The 23,902-nt window shown below is 71.7% G+C and carries 17 protein-coding genes and 1 pseudogene; 6 read left to right on the plus strand and 12 right to left on the minus strand.

The annotated features are described in order from the left end of the window. Positions 1-12: 12 nt before the first annotated feature. Positions 13-2,910, minus strand: a complete 2,898-nt coding sequence (locus tag AC3ERT_RS18705; RefSeq protein ID WP_435175562.1) for a helix-turn-helix transcriptional regulator — start codon at positions 2,908-2,910, stop codon at positions 13-15. Between the two features lie 386 nt (positions 2,911-3,296). On the opposite strand from AC3ERT_RS18705, the gene AC3ERT_RS18710 reads away from it, so the two are divergent. The 3 genes from AC3ERT_RS18710 to AC3ERT_RS18720 all read left to right on the plus strand — a co-directional run bounded on the left by AC3ERT_RS18710 (position 3,297) and on the right by AC3ERT_RS18720 (position 5,723). Beyond that, positions 3,297-3,749, plus strand: coding sequence for a MarR family winged helix-turn-helix transcriptional regulator (locus tag AC3ERT_RS18710; protein ID WP_335980447.1), 453 nt, complete (start codon positions 3,297-3,299; stop codon positions 3,747-3,749). Continuing rightward, positions 3,746-5,308, plus strand: coding sequence for an MFS transporter (locus AC3ERT_RS18715; RefSeq protein WP_335980449.1), 1,563 nt, complete (start codon positions 3,746-3,748; stop codon positions 5,306-5,308). The genes AC3ERT_RS18710 and AC3ERT_RS18715 overlap by 4 nt, the downstream gene beginning before the upstream one ends. A gap of 139 nt (positions 5,309-5,447) precedes the next feature. Next, complete coding sequence (locus tag AC3ERT_RS18720; RefSeq protein WP_435175564.1) at positions 5,448-5,723, plus strand: Gfo/Idh/MocA family oxidoreductase; 276 nt, start codon at positions 5,448-5,450, stop codon at positions 5,721-5,723. 25 nt (positions 5,724-5,748) lie between these two features. Here the strand turns inward: AC3ERT_RS18720 and AC3ERT_RS18725 are convergent, their stop codons facing one another. The 7 genes from AC3ERT_RS18725 to AC3ERT_RS18755 form a co-directional block, all read right to left on the minus strand. Next, the gene (locus AC3ERT_RS18725; RefSeq protein WP_435175478.1) at positions 5,749-6,627 is read right to left on the minus strand and encodes an ABC transporter permease; all 879 of its coding nucleotides are present in this window, start codon (positions 6,625-6,627) and stop codon (positions 5,749-5,751) included. Beyond that, complete coding sequence (locus AC3ERT_RS18730; RefSeq protein ID WP_435175480.1) at positions 6,624-7,556, minus strand: ABC transporter permease; 933 nt, start codon at positions 7,554-7,556, stop codon at positions 6,624-6,626. Before AC3ERT_RS18730 ends, AC3ERT_RS18725 begins: the two co-directional genes overlap by 4 nt. Then, positions 7,553-8,815, minus strand: a complete 1,263-nt coding sequence (locus tag AC3ERT_RS18735) for an ABC transporter ATP-binding protein (protein WP_435175482.1) — start codon at positions 8,813-8,815, stop codon at positions 7,553-7,555. The genes AC3ERT_RS18730 and AC3ERT_RS18735 overlap by 4 nt, the downstream gene beginning before the upstream one ends. Positions 8,816-8,832: 17 nt before the next feature. Next, the gene (locus AC3ERT_RS18740) at positions 8,833-10,065 is read right to left on the minus strand and encodes an extracellular solute-binding protein (protein ID WP_435175484.1); all 1,233 of its coding nucleotides are present in this window, start codon (positions 10,063-10,065) and stop codon (positions 8,833-8,835) included. Between the two features lie 129 nt (positions 10,066-10,194). Further along, positions 10,195-11,946 (minus strand): IlvD/Edd family dehydratase, encoded by a 1,752-nt coding sequence (locus tag AC3ERT_RS18745; protein WP_435175486.1) that lies wholly within the window; start codon positions 11,944-11,946, stop codon positions 10,195-10,197. After that, on the minus strand, positions 11,943-12,884 hold the full coding sequence (locus AC3ERT_RS18750) for a dihydrodipicolinate synthase family protein (RefSeq protein ID WP_335980458.1): 942 nt from the start codon (positions 12,882-12,884) through the stop codon (positions 11,943-11,945). The genes AC3ERT_RS18745 and AC3ERT_RS18750 overlap by 4 nt, the downstream gene beginning before the upstream one ends. Before the next feature lie 7 nt (positions 12,885-12,891). Continuing rightward, positions 12,892-13,563 (minus strand): GntR family transcriptional regulator, encoded by a 672-nt coding sequence (locus AC3ERT_RS18755; RefSeq protein ID WP_335980459.1) that lies wholly within the window; start codon positions 13,561-13,563, stop codon positions 12,892-12,894. Positions 13,564-14,232: 669 nt separating this feature from the next. Here AC3ERT_RS18755 and AC3ERT_RS18760 point away from each other — a divergent pair. The 3 genes and pseudogenes from AC3ERT_RS18760 (at position 14,233) to tkt (ending at position 19,647) form a co-directional block, all read left to right on the plus strand. After that, positions 14,233-15,903 (plus strand): RICIN domain-containing protein, encoded by a 1,671-nt coding sequence (locus AC3ERT_RS18760; protein ID WP_435175488.1) that lies wholly within the window; start codon positions 14,233-14,235, stop codon positions 15,901-15,903. A gap of 116 nt (positions 15,904-16,019) precedes the next feature. Next, positions 16,020-17,238 (plus strand): annotated as a pseudogene (locus tag AC3ERT_RS18765) (pectate lyase family protein); the annotation flags it as partial. Between the two features lie 192 nt (positions 17,239-17,430). Continuing rightward, positions 17,431-19,647 (plus strand): transketolase, encoded by a 2,217-nt coding sequence (gene tkt / locus AC3ERT_RS18770; protein WP_435175490.1) that lies wholly within the window; start codon positions 17,431-17,433, stop codon positions 19,645-19,647. A gap of 113 nt (positions 19,648-19,760) precedes the next feature. Here the strand turns inward: tkt and AC3ERT_RS18775 are convergent, their stop codons facing one another. From AC3ERT_RS18775 to qcrB, 4 genes are all read right to left on the minus strand, one after another. After that, complete coding sequence (locus AC3ERT_RS18775) at positions 19,761-19,985, minus strand: hypothetical protein (protein WP_435135324.1); 225 nt, start codon at positions 19,983-19,985, stop codon at positions 19,761-19,763. 110 nt (positions 19,986-20,095) lie between these two features. Further along, positions 20,096-20,491 carry an aa3-type cytochrome oxidase subunit IV gene (gene ctaF / locus AC3ERT_RS18780; RefSeq protein WP_335980469.1) on the minus strand — a complete coding sequence of 132 codons (396 nt, stop codon included), beginning with the start codon at positions 20,489-20,491 and terminating at the stop codon, positions 20,096-20,098. Continuing rightward, positions 20,488-22,131, minus strand: a complete 1,644-nt coding sequence (ctaD, locus tag AC3ERT_RS18785) for an aa3-type cytochrome oxidase subunit I (RefSeq protein WP_435175566.1) — start codon at positions 22,129-22,131, stop codon at positions 20,488-20,490. Before ctaD ends, ctaF begins: the two co-directional genes overlap by 4 nt. Positions 22,132-22,217: 86 nt before the next feature. Then, positions 22,218-23,846 carry a cytochrome bc1 complex cytochrome b subunit gene (gene qcrB / locus AC3ERT_RS18790; RefSeq protein ID WP_435175492.1) on the minus strand — a complete coding sequence of 543 codons (1,629 nt, stop codon included), beginning with the start codon at positions 23,844-23,846 and terminating at the stop codon, positions 22,218-22,220. Positions 23,847-23,902 lie beyond the last annotated feature (56 nt).

A 23,902-nucleotide genomic window follows, 5' to 3' on the forward strand; every position in this document is an offset into this window, starting at 1 on the left:
CGGCCGCTGTGCTCAGCAGGGCACCATCGGCTGGAGCCCGGCGGTCGGCAGGTCCTCGCGGCTGTTGACGTTCAACTTCCGGTAGACCCGCGTCAGATGCTGCTCCACCGTGCTGATGGTGACGTGCAGGCGGTCGCCGATCTCCCGGTTGGAGTAGCCCATCGAGGCCAGCGCGGCCACCTTGCTCTCCGCCCGGCTCAGCTCGTTGATCGGGTCGGCCGGCACGGTGGCCGGGCTCGCCGCGGACCGCGGCGCCCGGACCTCGTCGGCGGCGGCCGGCTCCGCGGTCTGCGCGGGGCGCAGCCGGCTGACGATGCCGGCGGCGCCGCACGCCTGCGCGAGCCGCAGCGCCTTGCGCGAGGCGTGCCGGGCCCGCGCGCTCTCCCCGACCGCCTCGTGGGCGTCGGCGAGGTCGGCCATGGTCCGGGCCAGCTCGTAGCGGTCGCCGCAGCCCTGGAGGATCTCCGCGGACTGGCGCAGCAGCGTCGGCCGCTGCTCCGGCCGCGCGACCGCGGCGCACAGCCGCAGCGCGATCCCGGCGCTGCGGCCGGTGCGGTTGCCCGCCAGCAGCGCCCACTGCTCGTCCATCAGCGCCTTCGCCCGGGTGTGGTCGCCCAGCCGCAGCAGCGCCTCGGCCGCGCCGACCCGCCACAGGGCCAGTCCCGGCGCGTCCAGGCTCCAGCGCCGCATCAGCGCGCCGCAGTCGACGAAGTCGCGCAGGGCGGCGTGCGGGCGGTCGGCGGCGAGGTGGTGGTGGGCGCGGGCGTAGCGGTACTGGAGGGCGAACCGGCTGCCGTGGTGGCGCCCGGCGGCGGCCGGGAGCTGGAGCCAGGCGCCCGCCTCCTCGGTGCGGCCCATCGCCACGTGGGCGAGCACCAGTGTGGACAGCGGGCTGCCGATCTCCACGCCCCACCCTTCGGCGTCGACGTCCTTCAGGGCCCGCGCGGCCAGCCGCACCGCGTGGCCCAGGTCGCCCTGGCGCACGGCGATCTCGGCGCGCAGCGCCGCCAGGGTGGCCCGCCAGGCGGGGGCGTCGACGCTCTCGGCCTCCGCCATCAAGGTGGTGCACCAGGAGCCGGCGCTGTCCAGCCGGTCCGCGAAGATCATCGCGGACAGCCCCATCGCCAGCGGCTCCACGGTGGCCTCGGCCACGTGGTAGAGCCGCAGGGCCTGTTCGACCTCGCTGATGAACCCGCTGTCCGCACCGCCGCCCAGCACTCCGACGAGCAACCGGGTTGCCTGCCACTGGAGTTCGTCGCGCCCGGTGACCGGGCCGCTGCGGCGCACCACCAGGCTCTGGTCGTAGGGGAAGCGCTCGGCCACCGAGGGGAAGGTGACCGCCAGCCACATCTCCAGCAGCCGCAGTTCGGCGCACACCTCCTCGGGCAGCGAGTCGGCGTCGCGGTGCAGCCGGTGCAGGATCTCCTGCGCCTCCTGGTGCCGGCCGCTGCGCAGCAGGTAGCGGACGAGCAGCAGCGTGTACGGGGTGCCGTAGCGCTCCTGCACGAACGGCTTGGTCATCTGGTCCAGGCAGCGCAGGGCCGCCATCGGGCTGTGCCGCCACTGGATGCGGGCGAGCCGGAAGAGGATGGCGCCGCGCTCGGAGCGGTCGGCGCACAGCCGGTGGGCCTGGCGCAGCCAGGCGATGGCCTCCTCGACGCGGTTGTCGGTCAGGGCCCGGTCGGCCGCCTCCCGCAGCACCGAGACCTCCCACTGTGCGCGCTCGGTGCCCGGTTCGGTCTCCCGTGCGGAGCCGAGGAGGCGGCTGGCGACCTCGGTGGCGGGGGCGCCGGCGTCGTACAGCATGCGGGCGACCCGCAATTGCATCCCGGCGCGCTCCGGTTCGGCGATGCGGTCCATGACGGCGGCCGCGGCGGCGGGGTGGCGGAAGCGCCCGCCACCGGTCAGGCCGACGGAGTCGAGCATCCGCAGCAGCCGGTGGGCGGTGTCCCGGCTGGTGCCGAGGCACTCGGCCAGCAGTTCCTTGCCGGTACTGTCACCGAGCAGCGCCACCCACTGGGCGGCCTCTCGCGTCATCGGCCCGGAGCGGCCCAGGCACGCGGCGACGGCCTGGGCGAAGTGCTCCCCGACCACCGGTTCGCGGTGGCCGCGGGCCGGTGGTGCGGAATCGTCCAGATCACCCAGCAATGCGTGCAGCAGCAGGGGACTTCCCCCACTGATGTCGTAATATCCGGTACCCATAAGAACGGCCTTCTCGGCGCCGATCCGGTCGGCGAGCAGTTCCGCGACCCCGACCGGACTGAGCAGCCCGGTGCGGATATGGTTCAGCCCCGGCAGCCGCATGATCTCCGCCCGCAGGAGCGGAAAACGCGGCGGCAGTCCGTCGGTTTCCGCCAGCACCATGGAGACGCGCGCCGAGCGCATTCGGCGGGCGAAATAGAGAAGATACAGCAGGGAAATGACGTCGGAATTCTGTGCGTCATCCAGGAGAAGTACGACGGGTGTGCGCTCGGAGAAGGCGAGCAGATGCTCCCACAGCCCCTCGGCGACTCTCGCGTGATCCGGCGTGAGGTCCTTGGCGGCCCCGTCGGCGTCGGCCCGCGCCCCTTCGGCCAGTAGCTCGCCCAGCCGCCCGGCGCGTTCCGTACCCATCGGAAGCGCGTCGAAGACCTGGCGTATGACGGTCAGCGGCACATTCCGCTCCAGCGGGGAGCAGGAGACGGTGACGGTGGCGACGCCCTGCCCGGCCGCCCAGCGGGCCGCCTCCACCTGTAAAGCGGTCTTCCCGCTGCCCGCCACACCGCTGACGAAAGCGATTCCCCCGCTCCCGTTCTTCCCTGCCGCCACCATTCTGCACAGTGCGGCGAGTTCGTTCTTTCGCTCGGCCAGCGAAGCCAATTGACACAACCCCCGTTGTTGTCTCGGCATCAAACGTGATGGCCACCACATGGGCGCGGATTCCGGGGTCACCGGCACCGCCCGCGGCGAGGCGCGATCGAAAAGATTCGCAAATCCTCCACACAATGGCTCCCAACCAGGCGATTGAACCACACGCTAATGCAAAGTGCAAGCAAAACATTCCAGCCTGCGAATTCGGCGGGGATGCGCCTCTTGTCGGCTTCGCCAGCCCGTCGCGCAGCGTGATCACCGAACACCGGAGCTTGTCACACCCGCCCCTTCCGCCCCACGGACGGCCATAAAAGGGAGGACCTTTTGGAATGTATATGCGGGAATTCCCCGGACGCCCACCGGAAATGCTTCCTTGACCGTTCAGTGAGCATCATGACATAGTGAGCACACACTCAAGATGTGCACCGACTCACCAGGGAGTGTCCGTGCCCCAAGATCCCGCGGCCGCCGGGCTCGTCTCGGCCCTCACCGAGGCCGTGTCACCGCTGCTGCGGCACGCCGGAGCCGTCTTCGCCAGCCACCAGGTGCCCTTCTCCCAGGCGAGCCTGCTCACCGACGTCTACGAACTGGGCGCCCCGCAGCGCATGAGCACGCTCGCCCAGCGCTTCGAGGTGGCCCCGCGCACCGTCACCGCGCTCGTCGACGGCCTGGAGCGCCGCGGGCTGGTCCAGCGGACCCCCGACCCCGACGACCGGCGCGCCATCCTGGTCAGCCTCACCGGCAAGGGCAACGCGCTGATGCAGGAGATCGAGTGGGGCAAGCAGGCCCTCGCCGACGAACTGGTCAACGGCCTCACCGCGGACGAGCGCGCCGAGTTCGCCCGCCTGCTCGCCAAGCTGCGGGTCGCCCCCGGCCACGAGAAGGGGTCCCCCGCATGAGTGCCGGCCCCTCCCTGACCAAGGGCGCCGGGGGTGCCGGGAGCGCCCCGGCCGCCGACCGCGCCCACCGCAACCGCTGGTACGTCCTCGCGGTCATCGCCACCGCCCAGCTGATGGTGATGCTCGACGGCACCATCGTGCAGATCGCCCTGCCCTCCGCCCAGCAGTCCCTGCACATGTCCGACACCAACCGGCAGTGGATGGTGACCGCCTACGCCCTGGCCTTCGGCGGGCTGCTGCTGGTCGGCGGCCGGCTCGCGGACCGCTTCGGCCGCGGCCGGACCTTCCTGGTGGGCCTGGTCGGCTTCGCCGTCGTCTCCGCGATCGGCGGCGCCGCGCCGGACACCGGCACGCTGATCGCCGCCCGCGCCCTCCAGGGCGTCTTCGCCGCGATCCTCTCCCCGGCCACGGTGTCCCTGCTGACCACCACCTTCACCGACACCAGGGAACGCGCCAAGGCGTTCGGCCTGTTCAGCGGGATCGTCGGCAGCGGGGCCGCGATCGGGCTGATCGTCGGCGGCGTGCTCACCGAGTACGCCGGCTGGCGCTGGTGCCTGTACGTGAACGTGCCGCTCGCCGTCGCCGTCACCGCGCTGGGCGTCGCCACCCTGCCGCGCGACCGCGGCCACCGGGACATCAGCCTCGACCCGACCGGCGCGGTCCTCGGCTGCCTCGGCCCGGTCGCCCTGGTCTACGGGCTGTCCGAGGCGCCCGAGCGCGGCTGGGACTCCGCACTGGTGATCGGCCTGCTCGCCGTCTCCGCCGTGCTGATCTGCGCGTTCCTGTTCTCCCAGACCCGCATCCGGCAGCCGCTGCTGCCGCTGCGCGTCGTCACCGAACGCACCCGCGCCGGCTCCTTCCTGGGAGCCGCGCTGCTCAACTTCGGCATGATGGGCATCTCCCTGTTCGCCACTTACCACCTCCAGACCGTCATGCACTACAAGCCGCTGAAGGCGGGGCTGGCGTTCCTGCCGATGGTCGGTGCCGTCATGGTGGTCGCCACCCAGGTCGTCGCCCGCGTGATGGGACGCGTCCCGACGCGCTGGCTGGTCGGCCCCGGCCTCGCCTTCACCGCGGCCGGGGTGTGGATGTTCACCACCCTGTCCGAGCACAGCTCCTACCTGTTCGGGGTGCTGCCCGCCTGGCTGCTGCTGGGCGTCGGCATGGGGCTGAGCTACTCCCCCACCACCCACGCCTCGCTGGCCGGGGTCGCCGAACGCGACTCGGGCGCGGTCTCCGCCTTCCAGACCACGGCCCGCCAGGTCGGCGGCGCCATCGGGCTCGCGCTGAGCAACACCCTGGCCGCCGACGCCGCCGCCGCCTACTTCACCGGCCACCGCCACCAGGGCGCCCAGGCCGACCTGATCCTGAAGTCCGTCGTGCACGGCAGCGCGTCCGCCGCGTGGTGGGTCAGCGGCGTCCTCGTCGTCGGCGCCGTGGTGTGCACCGTCATGATCGACGCCGACCCGCGCCGCGCCCAGGAAGGCGGCACCGCGCCGCGCGTCGAGAGCGGGCCCGCCGTCGACCACCGCGGCCCGGCCCCGTCCCCCGGCACCTGACGGCCTGCCCCCGCCCCGAAACCCCCGGCCCGGCTCCGCAGACACCCCCGACTGCCAGGAGCCGGGCCGGGCTGCCGTCTCCCCCGCCCGGCGAGCCCCGGACGCCCCAGGGCGCCCCGCAGGACCGCGGCCGCACCAGCTGGTCGGCGTCTGCGATGTGGCGCCCCCGCAGGTCGCCGTGACCGCCGGACTGGGCACCCCGCAGTACGACCGCGACCTGGGAGCGCTGGTCGAGCGGACCGGGACCCGGGTCGTGATCGTCTGCACGCCGATCCACACCCACACTCCCCTGGCACTGACCGCGGGGGCCTGCGGGGCGCACGTCCTGCTGGAGAAGCCGCCCGCCCCCCGCCCCGTCCTGGGCCGAGTTCGAGCGGCTTTCCGGCGGTCTGGACGCAGGTTTGCCCGTGGGTGAGCGGGGTTCATGGTGGCGGGGCCGGTCAGTCGTGGGAGCGGGCGACGAGTTGGGTGGGGTTGACGAAGCGCAGCGCGATCAGCAGCAGGACCGCCATCGAGCCGGTGTAGAGGACGGCCATGGCGTCCACCGACTGGGTGGCCCGGATGCCGGCGGAGTTCACGGCGGAGAACAGCGCCACGATCAGGGTCTGGCTGGTCGGCCCCGAGGTGAGGAAGGTCAACTCGAACATGCCGAAGGTGCGCACCAGTACCAGGACGCCGGCCGCGAGCATGCCGGGCAGCAGCAGCGGCGACACGATCCGGGTCAGCACGGTCCAGGTGGAGGCGCCGCACATCCGTGCCGCGTGCTCGATCTTCGGGTCGATCTGCTCGATGAACGGCGTCATCGTGAAGACCACGAAGGGGATGGACGGCACCAGGTTCGCCAGCACCACGCCGGTCACGGAGCCGGCCAGCTGGAACTTGTACAGCACGGTGGCCAGCGGGATGCCGTAGGCGATCGGCGGGACCAGGATGGGCAGCACGAACAGGGTGGTGAGCAGCCTCTTCCCGGGGAAGGACCGGCGGGCCAGCGCGTACGCGGCGGGCACCCCGAGCACGAGCGAGACCACCACCACCGCGAGGGTCACCTCGAGCGTGGTGCCGAGCACCTGGCCGAGGCTGAACTCCTTCCAGGCGTCGCTGTACCAGTGGCCGGTCCAGCCGTTGGGCAGCCAGTGGTCGAACCAGGCCCGGCCGAAGGAGTTCAGCAGCACCGTGACGATCACGCCGAGCAGGTTGACGAAGAAGAACGCCAGGACCGCCCAGGTCAGCCAGGTGCCCGGCCGCAGCACGATCCGGCGCCGGCCGGGTGCCGGTGGCGCCGGGGTGGACGCGGGCGGGGAACTGGGTACGGCGGTCATCCCTTGCCTCCGGTGGTTCCGGTGTACAGACGGGAGCGCGCGACGGTGACCGCGCCCAGGACGGCGAACATCAGCACCGTCATGATCATCGCGTCGGCGCAGCCCTGCGCGTAGTCGAAGCGCTGCAGGGCGGCTTCGTACGCTTCGATGGAGATCACGTGGGTCTTGCCGTCGGGGTCGCCGACCATCATCGCGGAGGGGAAGACGGCGAAGGCCATCACGAACGTCAGGCAGAAGGTGGTCATCAGGCCGGGCAGCAGCAGCGGGAAGGTGATATGGCGGAAGCGCTGCCACCAGCCGGCGCCCAGGGTGGACGCGGCCTTCTCCAGGCTCGGGTGGATGCCGGAGAGGTAGGAGTGGGTGAGCAGGTAGGCGAAGGGGAAGCCGCTGATGATCAGGGACAGCAGCACCCCCGTGTAGTTCATGGTCAGACGGACCGGCGAGTCCGCCAGCCCCAGCAGGTGCAGGGTGCGGTTGAACCACCCGGAGGGACCGTAGAACTCCAGGATGCCCTCCGCCGTGAGCACCGTGCCCAGCGTGATCGGCACGACCAGCAAGGCCAGCAGCAGCCGTTTGCCGCGGAAGTCGCGGCGCATCCGGTACGCGATGGGCACCGACGCACCGACGTTGATCAGGGCGGCCGGGATCGCCAGCGAGAAGGTCGCCCAGATGGACTTGCGGGCGAAGGGGTCCGCGAAGAAGTGCCGGTACGCGCCCAGCGGCCCGCCGTGCGAGGACTGGAACGACAACTGGAGCCCGTACAGGAACGGGTAGCAGAACAGCGCGACGACGGCGAGCGCGCCGGGCAGCACCAGGAGCAGCATCCGGTCCACGCCCCGCTCGGCGAGGCGGTGGCGCAGGGCGGCTCTGGCCGCCGGGCCGGGCGGGCCCGGGGCGGGGGCGGTCACCTCGGGGAACGGGGCGGTCATGACGCGCCCTCCGCCCCGGGTTGCCCGTCGGGCTCCCCACCGTGCCTACCCGGCCGGCCGGCGGCTCCGTCCGCCGTGCCCGCCGCCGCGCGGGCCTCGCCGTCTCGGTCCGCCGGCGCACCGTTCTCCGCGGCCGGACCGTCCTGCGCGGGGAAGATCAGCGCGCGCTCCGGGTCGACGGCGAGGGACACCGGTTCTCCCGGCCGGACCTGCTCGTGGGCGGTGAAGTACAGCCGGTCGCCGTCCGGCGTGACGGCCTCCACGTGCAGCACCCGGCCGTGGTACTCGACGATCTCGGCGACCGCCTCGCTCAGCGGCCGCTCGCCCGCCACCGCGAGCCGCAGATCCTCGGGGCGGACCGCGACGACGACGTCCTGCCCCGCCTCCGGCGGCCGCGCGCCGGCCGGGGTGCCGCGCAGCCGCAGCCCCCGCCCCTCGGCGACGGCGCCGGCGGCATCGGCCGAAGCGACGCGCAGCGGCAGCAGGTTGCGGTAGCCCATGAACGCGGCGACGTGCGGGTCGGCGGGGTGCTCGTACAGCTCGGCGGGGGTGCCGATCTGGCTGACCCGGCCTTCGCGCAGCACCACCAGGCGGTCGGCCAGCGACAGCGCCTCCTCCTGGTCGTGGGTGACGTACAGGGTGGTGAGCCCGAACTCCTGGTGGATACGCCGGATCTCGCTGCGCATCTGGAGCCGCAGGGCCGCGTCCAGGTTGGACAGCGGCTCGTCCATCAGCACCAGCGGCGGCTCCATCACGATCGCGCGGGCGATCGCGACCCGCTGCTGCTGTCCGCCGGAGAGCTGGCCCGGGTGCTTGTGGGCGTGGTCGGTCAACCGGACCAGGCGCAGCACCTCCGCCACCCGCGCCTGCGTCTCCTGCTTGCCGACCCCGCGCATCTTCAGCCCGAAGGCGACGTTGGCGCGTACGGTCAGGTGGGGGAAGAGGGCGTAGTTCTGGAACACCATGCCGAATCCGCGCTTCTCCGGCGGCAGGGTGTCCACCCGCTTCCCGTCCAGCACGATCTCGCCGCCGGTCAGCGGGAGGAGTCCGGCCAGACAGTTCAGCGCCGTGGTCTTGCCGCATCCGGAGGGACCGAGGAGGGCGACGAACTCGCCGCCGCGGACGGTCAGGTCGAGCGGATGCAGGGCGAGGTGCCCGCCGTAGGCACGGCTGACCCCGCGCAGCCGCAACTCGTCGAGCTGGGACCCGGAGCGCTTGCGCGCCTCCGCGGCCGGCGGAGGGGCCTTCCGTGGGCTCATGTCAGGGGTCACCGTGCTCACTTGGTCGAGCCGATCTTCTTGTCCCACAGGTCGAACGCGGTGACCTGGGCGGTGGCGGGCAGCGAGTTCTTGGCCGGGAACTTCGAGATCCAGCCGTCGAACTCGGTGTCGCCGTATTTCTGGAGGGTCGTCCGCGAGGCGGCCGGGGCCTGGCTGAGGGCCACGTTCCTGACCGCGGGGCCCGGGTAGAAGTAGCCCTGGTCATAGGTGACGGCCTGCTGGTCCGGGGTGAGGGCGAAGGCCAGCAGCCGCATCGTGGCGATCAGCTCGTCGTCGGAGACGCCCTTGGGGATGACGCCGTACTGGGCGTCGGTGACCCAGGTGAGGTTGTCGAACCTGGCCGCCTTGATGCCGGCCGGCACCGTGCCCAGGGCCCGGGGGTTGATGTACCAGCCCATGGTGCTGGCGATGACGTGCACCGTGCCCTGGGCCAGGTTGGTCATGACCGTGGAGGTCTTGGGCGGGTAGGGGGCGGTGTACTTGTTCAGCTCCGTCAGGTACGCCCAGGTCCTGGACCAGCCGTTGGTGGGGTCGCTGGGGTCGGAGTCGCCCAGCAGGTACGGCAGGCCCATCAGGAGGGTGCGGCCGGGGCCGGAGTTGCGCGGCTGCGCGTACTGGAACTTGCCCTTGTTCGCTTTGGCCCACTCCAGCAGGGCGTCCGTGGTGGTGGGCACGGAGGCCACTTTGGCCGGGTCGTACTCCAGCAGCGGGCCGCCCGGTGTGGTGACCAGCTCGATGCCCTGGTCCTGGGCGAGGGTCGCCATGGACGCGGCGGGTCCGTTGTACCCGGCCATCAGTCCGGGGAAGAAGCGGTCGTAGTACGGCTTGAGGTCGTACCACAGGCCCTTCTGGATACCGGCTGCCAGGCCGTCGGTCCCGGTCAGCACCAGCTGGATCTGCACGTTGCCGGCCTGCTGCTGGGCCTGCACCTTCGGCGCGAGGTCGGGGGCGGTGCCGGTGGTGGTGGTGATGTGCGAGACGACCTCGGGGTGCTGGGCCTTGAAGGCGTCGATGATCGGCTTGGTGAGCGCCAGGTTTCCCGCGACGTCCAGGATGTTCAGCGTGACGGGTTTGGACGGCTTGGTGGCCAGGGTGCCGGCCGCGGCGGTCTTGCCGGGGCTGCCGCCGCTGCTCGGGGAGCCGCAGGCGGCCAGCACGGGGGCGGCCGAGGCGGCGGCCATGCCGCCGATCAGCAGGCGGCGGGACAGATTTCCGTCGAACTCGGACATGACGATTGCGGCCCTTCGTCGGGTACAGGTCACGAGCAGCTGACGTGCGGGGACCGGGGGTGAGAAAACCTCCCGGGTGGAGCCGGTACAAGAGGGTCCGAACAGCGATGCGGAGCGGGGCCGGGTGGTTCAGTGCGGGTCGGGTGCCGGGTCGTATCCCGGCCGGGCCAGGAAGTCGAAGTCGCAGCCGGCGTCCGCCTGGGTGATGTGCTCGGCGTAGAGCGCGCCGTAGCCGCGTTCGAAACGGGGTGCGGGCGGCTGCCAGGCGGCGCGGCGGCGGCGGAGCTCCTCGTCGTCCACCTCGAGGGTCAGCAGCCGGTTCGGCACGTCCAGGGTGATCAGGTCCCCGGTGCGCACCAGGGCGAGCGGGCCGCCCGCGTGCGACTCGGGGGCGACGTGCAGGACGCAGGTGCCGTAACTGGTGCCGCTCATCCGGGCGTCGGAGATCCGCACCAGGTCCTCGACCCCGCGTTCGAGCAGGTACGCGGGGATCGGCAGCATGCCGTACTCGGGCATGCCGGGCCCGCCGAGCGGTCCCGCGCCGCGCAGCACCAGCACGGTGTCCGCGGTGATGCCCAGCGCCGGGTCGTCGATCCGGCGCTTGAGCTCCGGGTAGGAGTCGAAGACCACGGCCGGACCGGTGTGGGTGAGCAGCTTCGGGTCCGCCGCCAGGTGCTTGATCACCGCCCGGCCGGGTGCGAGGTTACCGCCCAGCACCGCGACCCCGCCCTCGGACGCCACCGGGTCCTCGGGGGTGCGGATCACCTTCGGCACCTGGATCTCGGCGTCCGCGTAGTAGGAGGAGAACGGCCTGCCGGTCACGGTCATCCGGTCCGGGTGCAACGCGCCCGGGACCCGGGCCAGTTGGGCCAGCAGCGCCGGGAGGCCGCCGGCGTAGTAGAAGTCCTCCATCAGGTGCGCGCCGACCGGCCGCACGTCCGCCAGCACCGGCACCCGGGTGCCGATGGCGTCGAAGTCCTCCAGCGAGAGCGCGACGCCGGCCCGGCCGGCCATCGCGATCAGGTGGATCAGCGCGTTGGTGGAGCCGCCGAGGGCCAGCACCGTGGCGGCGGCGTCCTCGAAGGCGTCCCGGGTGAGTACCTTCGCCGGCGTCAGCCCCTCACGTACCAGCGTCACGGCCCGGGCCCCGGAGGCGGCGGCCATCCGGTGGTGGGCGCTGTCCACGGCCGGGATGGCGGAGGAACCGGGCAGTGCCAGGCCCAGCGCCTCGGCGGCGGCCGTCATGGTCGAGGCGGTGCCCATCGTCATGCAGTGGCCCGGCGAGCGGGCCAGCCCGCATTCGACCCCGGCCATCTCGCACTCGTCGATCCGGCCCGCCCGGTGCCCGTCCCAGTACGACCACAGGTCGGTGCCGCTGCCCAGCGTCCGGCCGCGGTGGTGGCCGCGCAGCATCGGCCCGGACGGGACGACCAGCGCCGGCAGCGCCGCGCTCGTGGCGCCCATCAGCAGGGCCGGCACGGTCTTGTCGCAGCCGCCCATCAGGACGGCGCCGTCCACCGGGTAGGACCGCAGCAGTTCCTCGGTCTCCATGGCCAGCAGGTTGCGGTAGAGCATCGGCGTCGGCTTCTGGAAGGTCTCCGACATGGTGGAGACCGGGAACTCCAGCGGGAACCCGCCTGCCTGCCACACCCCGCGCTTGACCTGCTCGGCACGCTCCCGCAGGTGCATGTGGCAGGGGTTGATGTCCGACCACGGGTTCAGGATCGCGATGACCGGCTTGCCCAGGTGCTCCTCGGGCAGGTAGCCGAGCTGGCGCATCCGCGAGCGGTGGCTGAAGGCGCGCAGCTCGCCGCCGGTCGCGCCCTGCCCGAACCACGCGGCGCTGCGCAGCGTGACCTGCCCGGTCGCGTCGTCGCTCACAGCCAACCACCCTCCCGCCAGGCGGATATCAGCCCGGCGATCTTCGTCCGCACGTCGTCGGGCAGCACCCGGGACGGCGGCCGGACCGCCGATCCGCACAGCTCCAGCTGGGCCAGCGCCTCCTTGACCACGCTGACGTTGTCCGCCGACGCGTCGGCCGCCCGCAGTTCCTCGAAGAGGCGGACGGTCTCCCACACCGCCATCGCCCCGGTGAAGTCGCCGGCGCGCAGCGCGTCCAGCAGCGCGCCGGACAACCGCGGCGCCACGTTGACCAGGCCGGAGGTGAAACCGGTCGCCCCCACCGCCCAGTAGCCGGGCGTGGACAGCTCGGCCAGGCCTGCGATCCAGGCGAAACGCCCCAGCCCGGCGTCCCGCGCGACCGAGGCGAAGCGCACCGGGTCCGGGACGGCGTACTTGACGGCGACCACGTTCGGGCTGTGCTCGGCGAGGGTACGGATCTGCGCCCCGGAGACGCGCGGGTCGCGTACGTAGAGCACCACGCCCAGTTCGGGCACCGAGTCGGCGATGGCGCGGTGGTAGTCGATCCAGCCCTCGACGGACCGGTAGGGGTGCACCGGCTGGTGCACCATCACCGAGCCGGCCCCGGCGTCCCGGGCGTGCCGGGCCGCCGCGACCGCGCCGGCGATGTCCAGCCCGACGCCGGCCACCACCTCGGCCCGGCCGGCGACCGCGGCCACGGTCGACTCCACGGCCCGCCGGGTCTCGGCGGCGGTGAGGGTGTAGAACTCGCCGGTGTTGCCGTTGGGGGTGACCACCTCGACGCCGTTGCCGACCAGGCGGTGGATCAGGGCCGCGTGGGTGTCCCAGTCCACGCTGCCGTCCCGGTGGAAGGGCGTGACCGGGATGGCCACCACCGTCGACAGTCTGCCGCGCAGATCGTCCAGGGACGTCGTGCTGTCATGCGTGTCCACGGTCATCTGTGGCCTACTCCGCTTCGCTCTCGGGGAAGTTGCGGGCCACGAAGGCGCTGATGTGGCCGCGCATCAAGGTCCGTACGAGGTCGGAGTCCCCGGCCCGGGAAGCCGCGAGGATCTCGCGGTGTTCGCGGGCCTCCTGCTCCCACGACGGCTGCCGGGCCCAGGCCGCGCTGGAGACCAGCGCCGTCTGGTCCCGCAGGTCGTCCAGGGCCTTCACCAGCAGCGGATTGCCGCAGCCCGCGTACAGGGCGCGGTGGAAGGCCCGGTTGGCCAGCGACCTGTCGGCGGCGTCCTCGGCCCGGTCGGCGGCGTCCAGCGCGCTGCCGGCCTCCTCCAGCGCCCGGCCGGACAGGGCGGCCCGGCCGGCCGCCACCGGCTCCAGCAGCAGACGCATGTCGTACACCGCGCGGGCCAGCGCCTGGTCCACGCGGCGGACGGTGACTCCCTTGTAAGGGAGCATCACCACCAGGCCCGAGCCTGCCAGCGTCTTGAGCGCCTCCCGCACCGGGGTCTTGGACACCCCCATCCGCTCGGCCAGTTCGGCCTCCACCAGGGCCTGACCCTGCGTGAGTTCTCCGGTCAGGATCGCGTGCTTGATGGACTCCAGAACCGCCTCGGTACGAGAGGGCGGCAGTACTCCGGATCGTGGACTGCCGTGCGGCGCAAGGATATCGGCCACTGTGCGGGCTCCTGTGGTGCGATCGGGGCGGTGGGTGCGAGAACCGAAGGACCCCTACGGCGTCTCATATATGACGTTCCAGAATTTAAGGGCGCCGTCCGGGACGGTCAAGGGTGCGGGCACGTTTCACCTCGGGCGCCCCGAAGTCCCCCTTCGGAGGCGACATATGGCCGATCTACGCATCCGGCGCCTCGACTTGCGACCCACGGAAGACCGGTGCGCGGTGCCTTGACACGTCCTGGGCACGCTCGTACGTTCGGCGGTGCTCCTCGATACGTCGTATATGACGTATCAGAGGAGTGATCTTCCGCCACGTCTGCGGACGTGACGCACGACCGCACCCGGCCCGCTCCCCCCACCGTGCCGGGCGACGAGCCGTAACCGTACGACCGCCGGCCTCCGGGGTCGGGGGTGGTCTGCTGCCGCGGATGTGTGCGGCGAGCAGCGTCGGGCACACGCGGGGTCCACCGGTGCCGGGACGTCCGGAAGCACCACCGGCGGACCGGTCATGTCGCCTGCCGGTCCGCCGCGCCTGCCACCTCCGCGCCACCAGTGTTGCGGTTCTCCATGGGGGTCCCTTCCGTACCGATGAAACGGAGTCACTCCATGAGCGCAGCAGACGGACTCACGTCGGGGCGCAGGCCCCGGCGCCGGCGAACACGTCGGCGCATGGTCGCCGCGATCGCCGGCGGGGCGGCCGTGGCGACCGCGGCCGCCGCCTGGCTGGCCTCGACGCCCGCCGGAGCCGCTGGGGCGGCCACCGGCGCCGGCCCCGGCACCTACACGCTGACCAACGCCGGCAGCGCGCTCTGCCTGGACCTGCCCGGCTCCAGCAAAGCCACCGGCGTCCAGTTGGAGCAGAGCACCTGCAACGGCGGTGACGGCCAGAAGTGGACCCTGACCGCCGCCGGCGGCGGGTACCGGATCGCCTCGGTCTCCAGCGGGCTGTGCGTCGGCGTCCAGGGCGCCAGGACCAACGCGGGTGCGCCGATCGAGCAGGAGACCTGCACGGGAGCGGCCGGCCAGACCTGGACGCTGACCGCCGCCGGCGGCGGCTACCAGGTCGTCAACGCGGGCGGCGGCAAGTGCGCCAGCCTCAAGGACAACTCCACGGCGACGGGGGCCCTGGTCCAGACGAACTCCTGCGACAGCGCTTCCACGAAGCAGTGGACGCTGACCGCGACCGGCAGCCCGACACCGACGACGACCTCGCCGAGCCCCACGACCACGCCGCCTTCCACCACGCCGGCGTCCGGTGCGCTGTACGTGGCGCCGGACGGCACCTCCGACGCCGCCGGAACCGAGTCGGACCCGACCACGCTCGCCTCGGCGGTCGGCCGCGTCAGCTCCGGCGGGACGATCTACCTGCGCGGCGGGACGTACGACTACGCGCAGACCGTCACCATCCCGCAGGGCGACAACGGGACGGCCGGCTCCCCCACCCTGCTGTCCGCCTATCCGGGTGAGACCCCGGTGCTGGACTTCTCGGCCCAGAGCGAGACGTCGACGAACCGCGGGCTCGAGGTGGACGGGTCGTACTGGCACGTGTACGGCATCGTCGTCGAGCACGCTGGTGACAACGGCATCTTCGTCGGCGGCAGCCACAACGTCATCGAGCGCACGGTGACGCGCTACAACCGCGACACGGGACTGCAGATCTCCCGGATCGACTCCACGACTCCCCAGGACCAGTGGCCGTCCGACAACCTCGTCATCAGCGCCGAGTCGCACGACAACGCCGACTCCTCAGGCGAGAACGCCGACGGCTTCGCGGCGAAACTCACGGTGGGCACGGGCAACGTCTTCCGCTACGACGTGTCCCACAACAACAGCGACGACGGCTGGGACCTGTACGCCAAGACCGAGACCGGACCGATCGGCCCGGTCACCATCGAGGACTCGCTCTCCTACGACCAGGGCACCCTCTCCGACGGCACCGCGACCCCGGACGGCGACCGCAACGGCTTCAAGCTCGGCGGCGACAAGATCGCCGTGGACAACGTCGCGGTGCGCGACATCGCCTACCACAACGGCCATGACGGGTTCACCTACAACAGCAACCCCGGCGACATGACCATCACCGACGACGTCAGCATCGACAACGCCGAACGCAACTTCCACTGGGAGAGCGGCAACTCCCAGTTCCGCAACGACACCTCCTGCCGGTTCGACGGGGACGGCAGCAACGACAAGGTCGTCGGAGACACCGACAGCTCCGACCAGTTCTGGGCCGGCTCCAACGGTTCCGGGTGCGCCTCCTACGACGGCGCTCTGGGTTGGTCGTTCGCCTCGGACGGCCACCTCGTCGTGACCTTCGGCGGCCGGCAGGTGACGCCGTAACGCCCTTCGGGCAGATCCGTCGCACATCCCCGGTTCTCCCGTGCCGCTCCCGCGGCGGAGCGGCACGGGACACCGGCAGCAACGTCCGGCAACGGAAGACGAACGGAGTAACGACGATGAGACGACCAGTCGCACTGCGGCTTTCCGCGGCACTGGCCACGATGGCCCTGGGGGCCGCGGCCATGGTGACGCTGTCGACACCCGAGGCGTCGGCGGCGGGCAGCGGCGCCACCGGCTACGCGACCCAGAACGGTGGCACGACCGGCGGTGCGGGCGGCCAGACGGTGCGGGCCACCACCGGCACCGAGATCAACGCGGCACTGTGCGGCCGAGCCAGTAGCAGCACCCCGATCACCATCGAGGTCGAGGGAACCATCGACCACGGCAACACCAGCAGGGTCTCGGGCAGCAGCTGCGACACGGAGGACGACGCGATCCAGTTCAAGAACGTCAGCAACATCACGATCGTCGGGGTCGGCGGCGGAGCCGTCTTCGACCAGCTGGGCATCCACGTCCGCGAGGCCTCCAACATCATCATCCAGAACGTGACCGTCGAGAACGTCAAGAAGTCACCGGGCTCGCCCACGTCCAACGGCGGAGACGCCATCGGGATGGAGAGCGACGTCCACAACGTCTGGGTGGACCACGTCACCCTGGAGGCGTCGGGATGCCCGCTGTGCACCGAGGACCAGGGGTACGACAGCCTCTTCGACCTGAAGAACGACACCCAGTACGTGACGCTCTCCTACAGCATCATGCGCGACATCGACCATGCCGGCCTCGTCGGGCACACGGACAGCGACACCTCGAGCCAGTACATCACCTACCACCACAACCTGTACGAGAACATCGGCTCGCGTACGCCCCTGGACCGCGGCGCCACCGTCCACACCTACGACAACTACTTCGTCAACCTCGGCAAGTCCGGCATCAACTCCCGGGTCGGGGCGCACATCAAGGTGGAGAACAACTACTTCCAGGACTCCCACGACGTCCTGGGCACCTTCTACACCAACGAGCTCGGCTACTGGCAGGTCAGCGGCAACATCTACGACAACGTGACCTGGTCCGCCGACAGTGACGAGAACCATCCCGCAGGCCCCGACCCGCAGTCCGACACCACGGTCAGCATCCCCTACTCCTACAGTCTCGACCCGGCCGCCTGTGTGCCGGACATCGTCGACCAGACCGCGGGCGCCGGCAAAGGGATGAAGGTGTCGGACGGCACCTGCTCGGGCTACCGGTCACCGAACGGCGCGACCGGCACGCCGAAGGTCGCCGGGTACGGGACCCACGCCGGATAGCAGCACGATCCCCGGTCCGTCCGGGCCGCCGCAGCCGCGGTTCCGCCAGGTTCCACGCGGCGCGGCGGCCCGGTGGAACGGCGTCCGCCGCTGCTTGCGGAAGGCGCCGTCCCGGTGCACTCCCGCGTTTCGGTGATTGAGGCGGCCGCGTGCGGTTAGCCGTAGGGGACGGGAGCCCTTGCGCCCGGCACGGCTCGACCCCACTCGACGAAGGAGCGACGGCATGGCGAGTGCACAGTCCGACGGCACGGCAGGACGCGACAGGTCCCTGGCGCTCCCGGTGGCGGAGCAGGCCGGCTGGGACGAGGTCGACGTGCGGGCGGTGGACACCGTACGGCTGCTGGCGGCCGACGCGGTGCAGAAGGTCGGCAACGGGCACCCGGGCACCGCGATGAGCCTCGCCCCGCTGGCCTACCTGCTGTTCCAGAACGTCATGCGGCACGACCCGGCCGACGACCAGTGGCTGGGGCGGGACCGGTTCGTGCTGTCCTGCGGGCACTCCAGCCTGACCCTGTACATCCAGCTGTACCTGGCCGGCTACGGACTGGAGCTGTCGGACCTGAAGGCGTACCGGACCTTCGGCTCGGCCACCCCCGGCCACCCCGAGCACCGCCACACCCGCGGCGTGGAGATCACCACCGGGCCGCTGGGCCAGGGCATGGCCGGCGCGGTCGGCATGGCCATGTCGGCCCGCCGCGAACGGGGCCTGCTGGACCCGGACGCGGAGCCGGGCACCAGCCCCTTCGACCACCACGTCTACGTCGTCGCCTCCGACGGCGACATGATGGAAGGCGTCACCAGTGAGGCCGCCTCCCTGGCCGGCCACCAGGAACTGGGCAACCTCACCGTCTTCTACGACTCCAACCACATCTCCATCGAGGACGACACCGACGTCGCCTTCAGCGAGGACGTCCCCGCGCGGTTCGCCGCCTACGGCTGGCACGTGCAGACCGTCGACTGGACCGGCACCGGTGAGTACGTCGAGGACGTCGACGCCCTGCTCGCCGCGACCCGGGCCGCCCGGCAGGAGACCGGCCGCCCGTCGCTGATCATGCTGCGCACCCTGATCGGCTGGCCCGCCCCGAACAAGCAGAACACCGGCAAGGCGCACGGCTCCGCGCTGGGCGAGGACGAGGTGGCCGCCACGAAGAAGCTGCTGGGCTTCGACCCCGAGGCGCACTTCACCGTCGAGGACGGCGTGCTGGCCCGCACCCGGCGGGCGGCCGAGCGCGGCCGGCAGGCGCACGCGGCATGGGACGAGACGTTCACGGCCTGGCGGCAGGCCCACCCGGAGCGCGCCGCGCTGCTGGACCGGTTGCAGCGGCAGGAGCTGCCGGACGGCTGGACCGACGTGCTGCCCGTCTTCCCCGCCGACGCCAAGGGGATGGCCACCCGGGCGGCTTCCGGGAAGGTGCTCGACGCGCTCGCCCCGGTCCTGCCGGAGCTGTGGGGCGGCTCGGCCGACCTGGCCGGGAGCAACAACACCACCATGTCCGGCGAACCGTCCTTCGTCCCGCCCGACCGCCAGACCAAGGACTGGAAGGGCGGCCCCTACGGGCGGACCCTGCACTTCGGCATCCGGGAACACGCCATGGCCGCGATCCTCAACGGCATCGCGCTCCAGAGCCTGACCCGCCCCTACGGCGGCACCTTCCTGACGTTCTCCGACTACATGCGCCCGGCCGTACGCCTGGCCGCGCTGATGCAGCTGCCCACCACGTACGTGTGGACCCACGACTCCATCGGCCTGGGCGAGGACGGCCCCACCCACCAGCCGGTCGAACACCTCGCGGCGCTGCGCGCCGTCCCCGGCCTGCATGTCGTCCGGCCCGCCGACGCCAACGAGACCACCGTCTGCTGGCAGACCATCCTGGAGCGCACCGACCGGCCCGCCGGACTGGTGCTCAGCCGGCAGAACCTGCCGGTCCTGGACCGCGACAGCGGCGAGCACGCTCCGGCCCGGGGCGCGGCCCGCGGCGGTTACGTCCTGGCGGACCCGGCCGGCGGAGCGGAGCCGGCGGTGATCCTGGTGGCCACCGGCTCGGAGGTCCACATCGCCCTTCAGGCCCGCGCGCTGCTGGCCGAGGAGGGCGTCGCGGCGCGGGTGGTCTCGATGCCGTGCCGGGAGTGGTTCGCCGACCAGCCGCGCGACTACCAGGACTCGGTGCTGCCGCCCTCGGTGCGGGCCCGGGTCAGCGTCGAAGCCGCGGTGGCGCAGGGCTGGCGGGAGATCGTCGGCGACGCGGGGCGGACGGTCAGCCTGGAGCACTACGGTGCCTCCGCCGCCTACCAGCGGCTGTACAGCGAGTTCGGCATCACCCCCGAAGCGGTCGCCGCCGCCGCCCGCGACAGCATCGACGACAGCCGGGGCACGATCCGCCCCGGCGGCCACCAGCACACCTCGGCCCCCACCGAAGGAGGGACCGGCGACCGCCCGTAGGCGCCCGCCGCCGCATGGCGGTGGACCGGCAGGTGAAACGGCGGGGCGCCCCGCGCGCGGGCCGCGGACCGGGAGCATCCCCCGGTCGGCGGCCCGAGCCCGTCCGGCAGGCGTCAGGTCTTCTTCTTCTCGTGGTGCGCCAGCGCCAGCCCGAGTCCGAAGAAGGTGGGGGCCCACTCCCCGACGAAGATCCCCCAGCGGTCGGCTCGCTCCACTCCGTGGGACTCCGTCTTGACGGAGGTGGCCCAGGACGCGAAAGCCAGTCCGACCGACACCAGGGCGGCGTCGTAGCAGTGGTCGGCCCGCAGGCCCTTGTCGTAGAGCATCTCGACGATCATGATCGCTCCTCACATGGACGATGGACTGCCGCTCGGGTGTCCGTTAGGTGCCGTTTGATGCATTGCGCCGGGGATGTGTGGCAACGGATCGGCGGACGGTACGGGCGCGGCTACTCCTCGCCGCGGTGGACGTACTGGAAGACCATCCCGCCGACGCCGGAGGCGAGGGTGCCCAGGCCGAGCAGGAACAGCCACAGCCCGAAGACGATGCCCAGCGCGCACAGCACGGCGCCGGTCGCCGTGACCAGCGGGTAGGGGCTGCGGGCGGGGAAGAAGTCGAGCGGGCCGGCCCGGTCGGCGATCTCGCCGTCCCGGTGGTCCTCGGGCCGGGCGCCGCGCCGTCGGTAGTTCTGGGTGAAGAAGAAGCAGATCAGCGACGCCATGACGAAGGCGACGGCCAGCGCGGCCGTGCCGGCCGGCTCCTGCCGCGACCACCACCCGTAGCCGACGCCGGTGACCAGGAAGAAGCCGGCGACTCCGCCGAACAGGTACGCCTCGCTCCTCACGCGCCGGCCTCCTGGTACGTGTCGGGGGTGGGGGCGCCGGGGGCGGAGCCGGCCGGCAGCGCCTCGGGGTGGTGGAGGTCGAACGCCGGCGAGTCCGACCGGATTCTGGGCAAGGTGTGGAAGTTGTGGCGCGGGGGCGGGCAGCTGGTCGCCCACTCCAGGGAGCGGCCGAAGCCCCACGGGTCGTCGACGTCGACCCTCGGCGCGTGCCGGGTGGTCCGCCAGACGTTGTGGAGGAACGGCAGGGTGGACAGTCCCAGCAGGAAGGCGCCGATGGAGGAGACCGTGTTCAGCGTGGTGAAGCCGTCCTGGGCGAGGTAGTCGGCGTACCTGCGCGGCATGCCCATCTCGCCGAGCCAGTGCTGGACGAGGAAGGTGGTCTGGAAGCCGATGAAGAGCGTCCAGAAGTGGATGCGGCCCAGCCGCTCGTCCAGCATCCGGCCGGTCCACTTCGGCCACCAGAAGTAGAACCCGCCGAACATCGCGAAGACCACGGTCCCGAAGAGCACGTAGTGCAGGTGCGCCACGACGAAGTAGCTGTCGGTCACGTGGAAGTCCAGCGGCGGGGACGCCAGCAGCACCCCGCTCAGCCCGCCGAGCAGGAAGGTCACCAGGAAGCCCACCGACCACAGCATCGGCGTCTCGAAGGAGAGCGTGCCGTGCCACATCGTGCCGATCCAGTTGAAGAACTTCACCCCGGTGGGCACCGCGATCAGGAACGACATCAGGGAGAAGAACGGCAGCAGCACGGCGCCGGTGGCGAACATGTGGTGGGCCCAGACGGTCGCCGACAGCATGGTGATGGCGATCGTCGCGCCGACCATGCCGATGTAGCCGAAGACCGGCTTGCGGCTGAAGACCGGGATGATCTCGGTGACCACCCCGAAGAACGGCAGCGCCACGATGTAGACCTCGGGGTGGCCGAAGAACCAGAACAGGTGCTGCCACAGGATCGCGCCGCCGTTGGCCGCGTCGAAGACATGGGCGCCGAACTTCCGGTCCGCCTCCAGCGCCAGCAGGATCGCGGTCAGCACGGGGAAGGCCAGCAGCGCCAGGATCGAGGTGAACAGGATGTTCCAGGTGAAGATCGGCATCCGGAACATGGTCATGCCCGGGGCGCGCAGGCACACGATGGTCGCGACGAAGTTCACCGAGCCGAGGGTGGTGCTCAGCCCGGACAGCACCAGTCCCATGACCCACAGGTCGGCGCCGGTGCCCGGCGAGTCGATGGCGCTGTTCAGCGGCGCGTACGCGAACCAGCCGAAGGCCGCCGCGCCGCCGGGCACCGCGAAGCCGGAGACGACGACGAGGCCGCCGAAGAGGTAGAGCCAGTAGGTCAGCGCGTTCAGCCGGGGGAAGGCCACGTCGGGGGCGCCGATCTGGAGCGGCATGACGGCGTTGGCGAACCCGGCGAACATCGGTGTCGCGAACAGCAGCATCATGATCGTGCCGTGGATCGTGACCAGCTGGTTGTACTGCTCGGCGCTCCACAACTGGAGTCCGGGCCGGGCCAGTTCGGCCCGCATCCCCATCGCCAGCAGACCGGCGAACAGGAAGAAGCAGAACGCCGTGACCATGTACATGTTGCCGATGACCTTGTGGTCGGTGGTGGTGGCGTAGTTCAGCAGGCGGTTGCCCAGCGTGCTGCCCCGGTCCGCCGGCTGCTCGGCCGGCGGCTGAAGGTCCCCGTCCGTCCGCGCCTTCGCGGGGTCTTGGCCGGTGCGCGTCACCGCTGCCTCCGTTCGGGGTCGGCCAGCGCCTCGTCGGCGCGGCGCCGCTCCTCGGCCGTCGCGGGAAGCTCCACGCGGCGGGTGTAGTACCAGCGGCTGAGGGCGGACCGCAGCCGTGCCCGGTACGGCGCCCCGTCGTCGGGCGGCGGCGCCGGCCGGGGCAGGTCGCGTACGACGAACCGGTATCGCCGCACGGGGTCGGCCGGTACGTGCACCGGCCGCATCCCGCCGTAGACGGTCTGCTCGACGTCGCCGGTCGGCACGCCCTCGGTGAGGGCCTTGTGCTCGTGCGTCTGGAGGGCCAGGCACAGTCTGCGGGTGACGACGAAGGCGATCACCGGGCCGGCGAACACCGCGACCCGGAAGATCCAGGTCAGCGCGTTCACCGACAGGTGGAAGGCGTACGCGCTGACGTCGTTGCCGCCGGCCGCCAGGAGCACCGCGTACCAGACGATCGCGGCCACGCCGAGGCCGGTACGGAACGGGCGGTCGCGCGGCCGGTCGCACAGGTGGTGCTCACCGCGGTCGCCGGTCACCCAGCGCTCGAAGACGGGGTAGCCGACCAGCACCGCGGACAGCAGCCCGGGCAGCACCAGTGCCGGCAGCAGGACGTTCCACATGACCGTGTGCCCGCCGACCGCGCTCTCCCAGGGCGGCATCAGCCGCAGCGCGCCCTCCAGGAACCCCACGTACCAGTCGGGTTGGGCGTCGGTGCTCACCTGGTCGGCGCGGAAGGGGCCGTACTCCCATACGGGGTTGATCTGGACGAGGGCGCCCAGCACCGCCAGCACACCCGTCACCAGCAGGAAGAGCCCGCCGGTCTTGGCGATGAACTGCGGGAACATCGGCTGCCCGACGACATTGCGGTTGGTCCGCCCGGGCCCGCTCCACTGGGTGTGCTTGTGGTACACGACGAGGACCAGGTGGACGGTCACCAGAGCGATCAACACCCCGGGCAGGAACAGCACATGCAGGATGTAGAGGCGGCTGTTGAGCAGCGTGCCCGGATAGGAGCCGCCCCACAGCAGCAGTGCCAGGTAGGTGCCGGCCACCGGGATCGACATCACGATGGTGTTCGCGGTGCGCAGCCCCGTTCCGGACAGCAGGTCGTCCGGCAGCGAATAGCCGCAGAAGCCCTCCAGCATCGCCAGCAGGAACAGCGTCGCGCCGATCATCCAGTTGATCTCGCGCGGCCGGCGGAAGGACCCGGTGAAGAAGTTCCGCAGCAGGTGGACGCCGATCGCGGCGACGAAGACCAGGGCGGACCAGTGGTGCATCTGACGGATCAGCAGGCCGCCGCGCACCTCGAAGCTGATGTGGAGGGTCGAGTCGTAGGCGGCGGAGACCGGCAGGCCGTCGAGCGGCGCGTACGAACCGTGGTACGGCGTCTGCTTCGTGCCCGGCTGGAAGAACAGCGTGAGCCAGGTGCCGGTGAGGACCAGGACGACCAGGCTGTAGAGCGCCAACTCGCCGAGCAGGAAACTCCAGTGGTCCGGAAACGCCTTCCGCAGCAGCGACTTGGCGCCTTCCGCCAGCGGAAGGCGCCGGTCGAGCACCGCGACGCCGGTCAGCGCGGTCTCCCGCGCCGACGTGTGGTTGCCGTTCCGGCGCCCGTCCGAAGTCATCCGCCACCCGCTCCCTTCTCCGCCCTCGCCGACGGACATGGGACCAGGTGTATCCG

Source organism: Actinacidiphila sp. bgisy145 (genome assembly GCF_057708125.1).

Coding starts and splice junctions, on each gene's coding strand:
- AC3ERT_RS18735 (WP_435175482.1), bottom strand. CDS start 8,815: ATGAGCCCACGGAAGGCCCCTCCGCCGGCCGCGGAGGCGCGCAAGCGC.
- AC3ERT_RS18715 (WP_335980449.1), top strand. CDS start 3,746: ATGAGTGCCGGCCCCTCCCTGACCAAGGGCGCCGGGGGTGCCGGGAGC.
- AC3ERT_RS18705 (WP_435175562.1), bottom strand. CDS start 2,910: ATGTGGTGGCCATCACGTTTGATGCCGAGACAACAACGGGGGTTGTGT.
- tkt (WP_435175490.1), top strand. CDS start 17,431: ATGGCGAGTGCACAGTCCGACGGCACGGCAGGACGCGACAGGTCCCTG.
- qcrB (WP_435175492.1), bottom strand. CDS start 23,846: ATGACTTCGGACGGGCGCCGGAACGGCAACCACACGTCGGCGCGGGAG.
- AC3ERT_RS18750 (WP_335980458.1), bottom strand. CDS start 12,884: ATGACCGTGGACACGCATGACAGCACGACGTCCCTGGACGATCTGCGC.
- AC3ERT_RS18740 (WP_435175484.1), bottom strand. CDS start 10,065: ATGTCCGAGTTCGACGGAAATCTGTCCCGCCGCCTGCTGATCGGCGGC.
- AC3ERT_RS18775 (WP_435135324.1), bottom strand. CDS start 19,985: ATGATCGTCGAGATGCTCTACGACAAGGGCCTGCGGGCCGACCACTGC.
- AC3ERT_RS18725 (WP_435175478.1), bottom strand. CDS start 6,627: ATGACCGCCGTACCCAGTTCCCCGCCCGCGTCCACCCCGGCGCCACCG.
- AC3ERT_RS18760 (WP_435175488.1), top strand. CDS start 14,233: ATGGTCGCCGCGATCGCCGGCGGGGCGGCCGTGGCGACCGCGGCCGCC.
- AC3ERT_RS18730 (WP_435175480.1), bottom strand. CDS start 7,556: ATGACCGCCCCGTTCCCCGAGGTGACCGCCCCCGCCCCGGGCCCGCCC.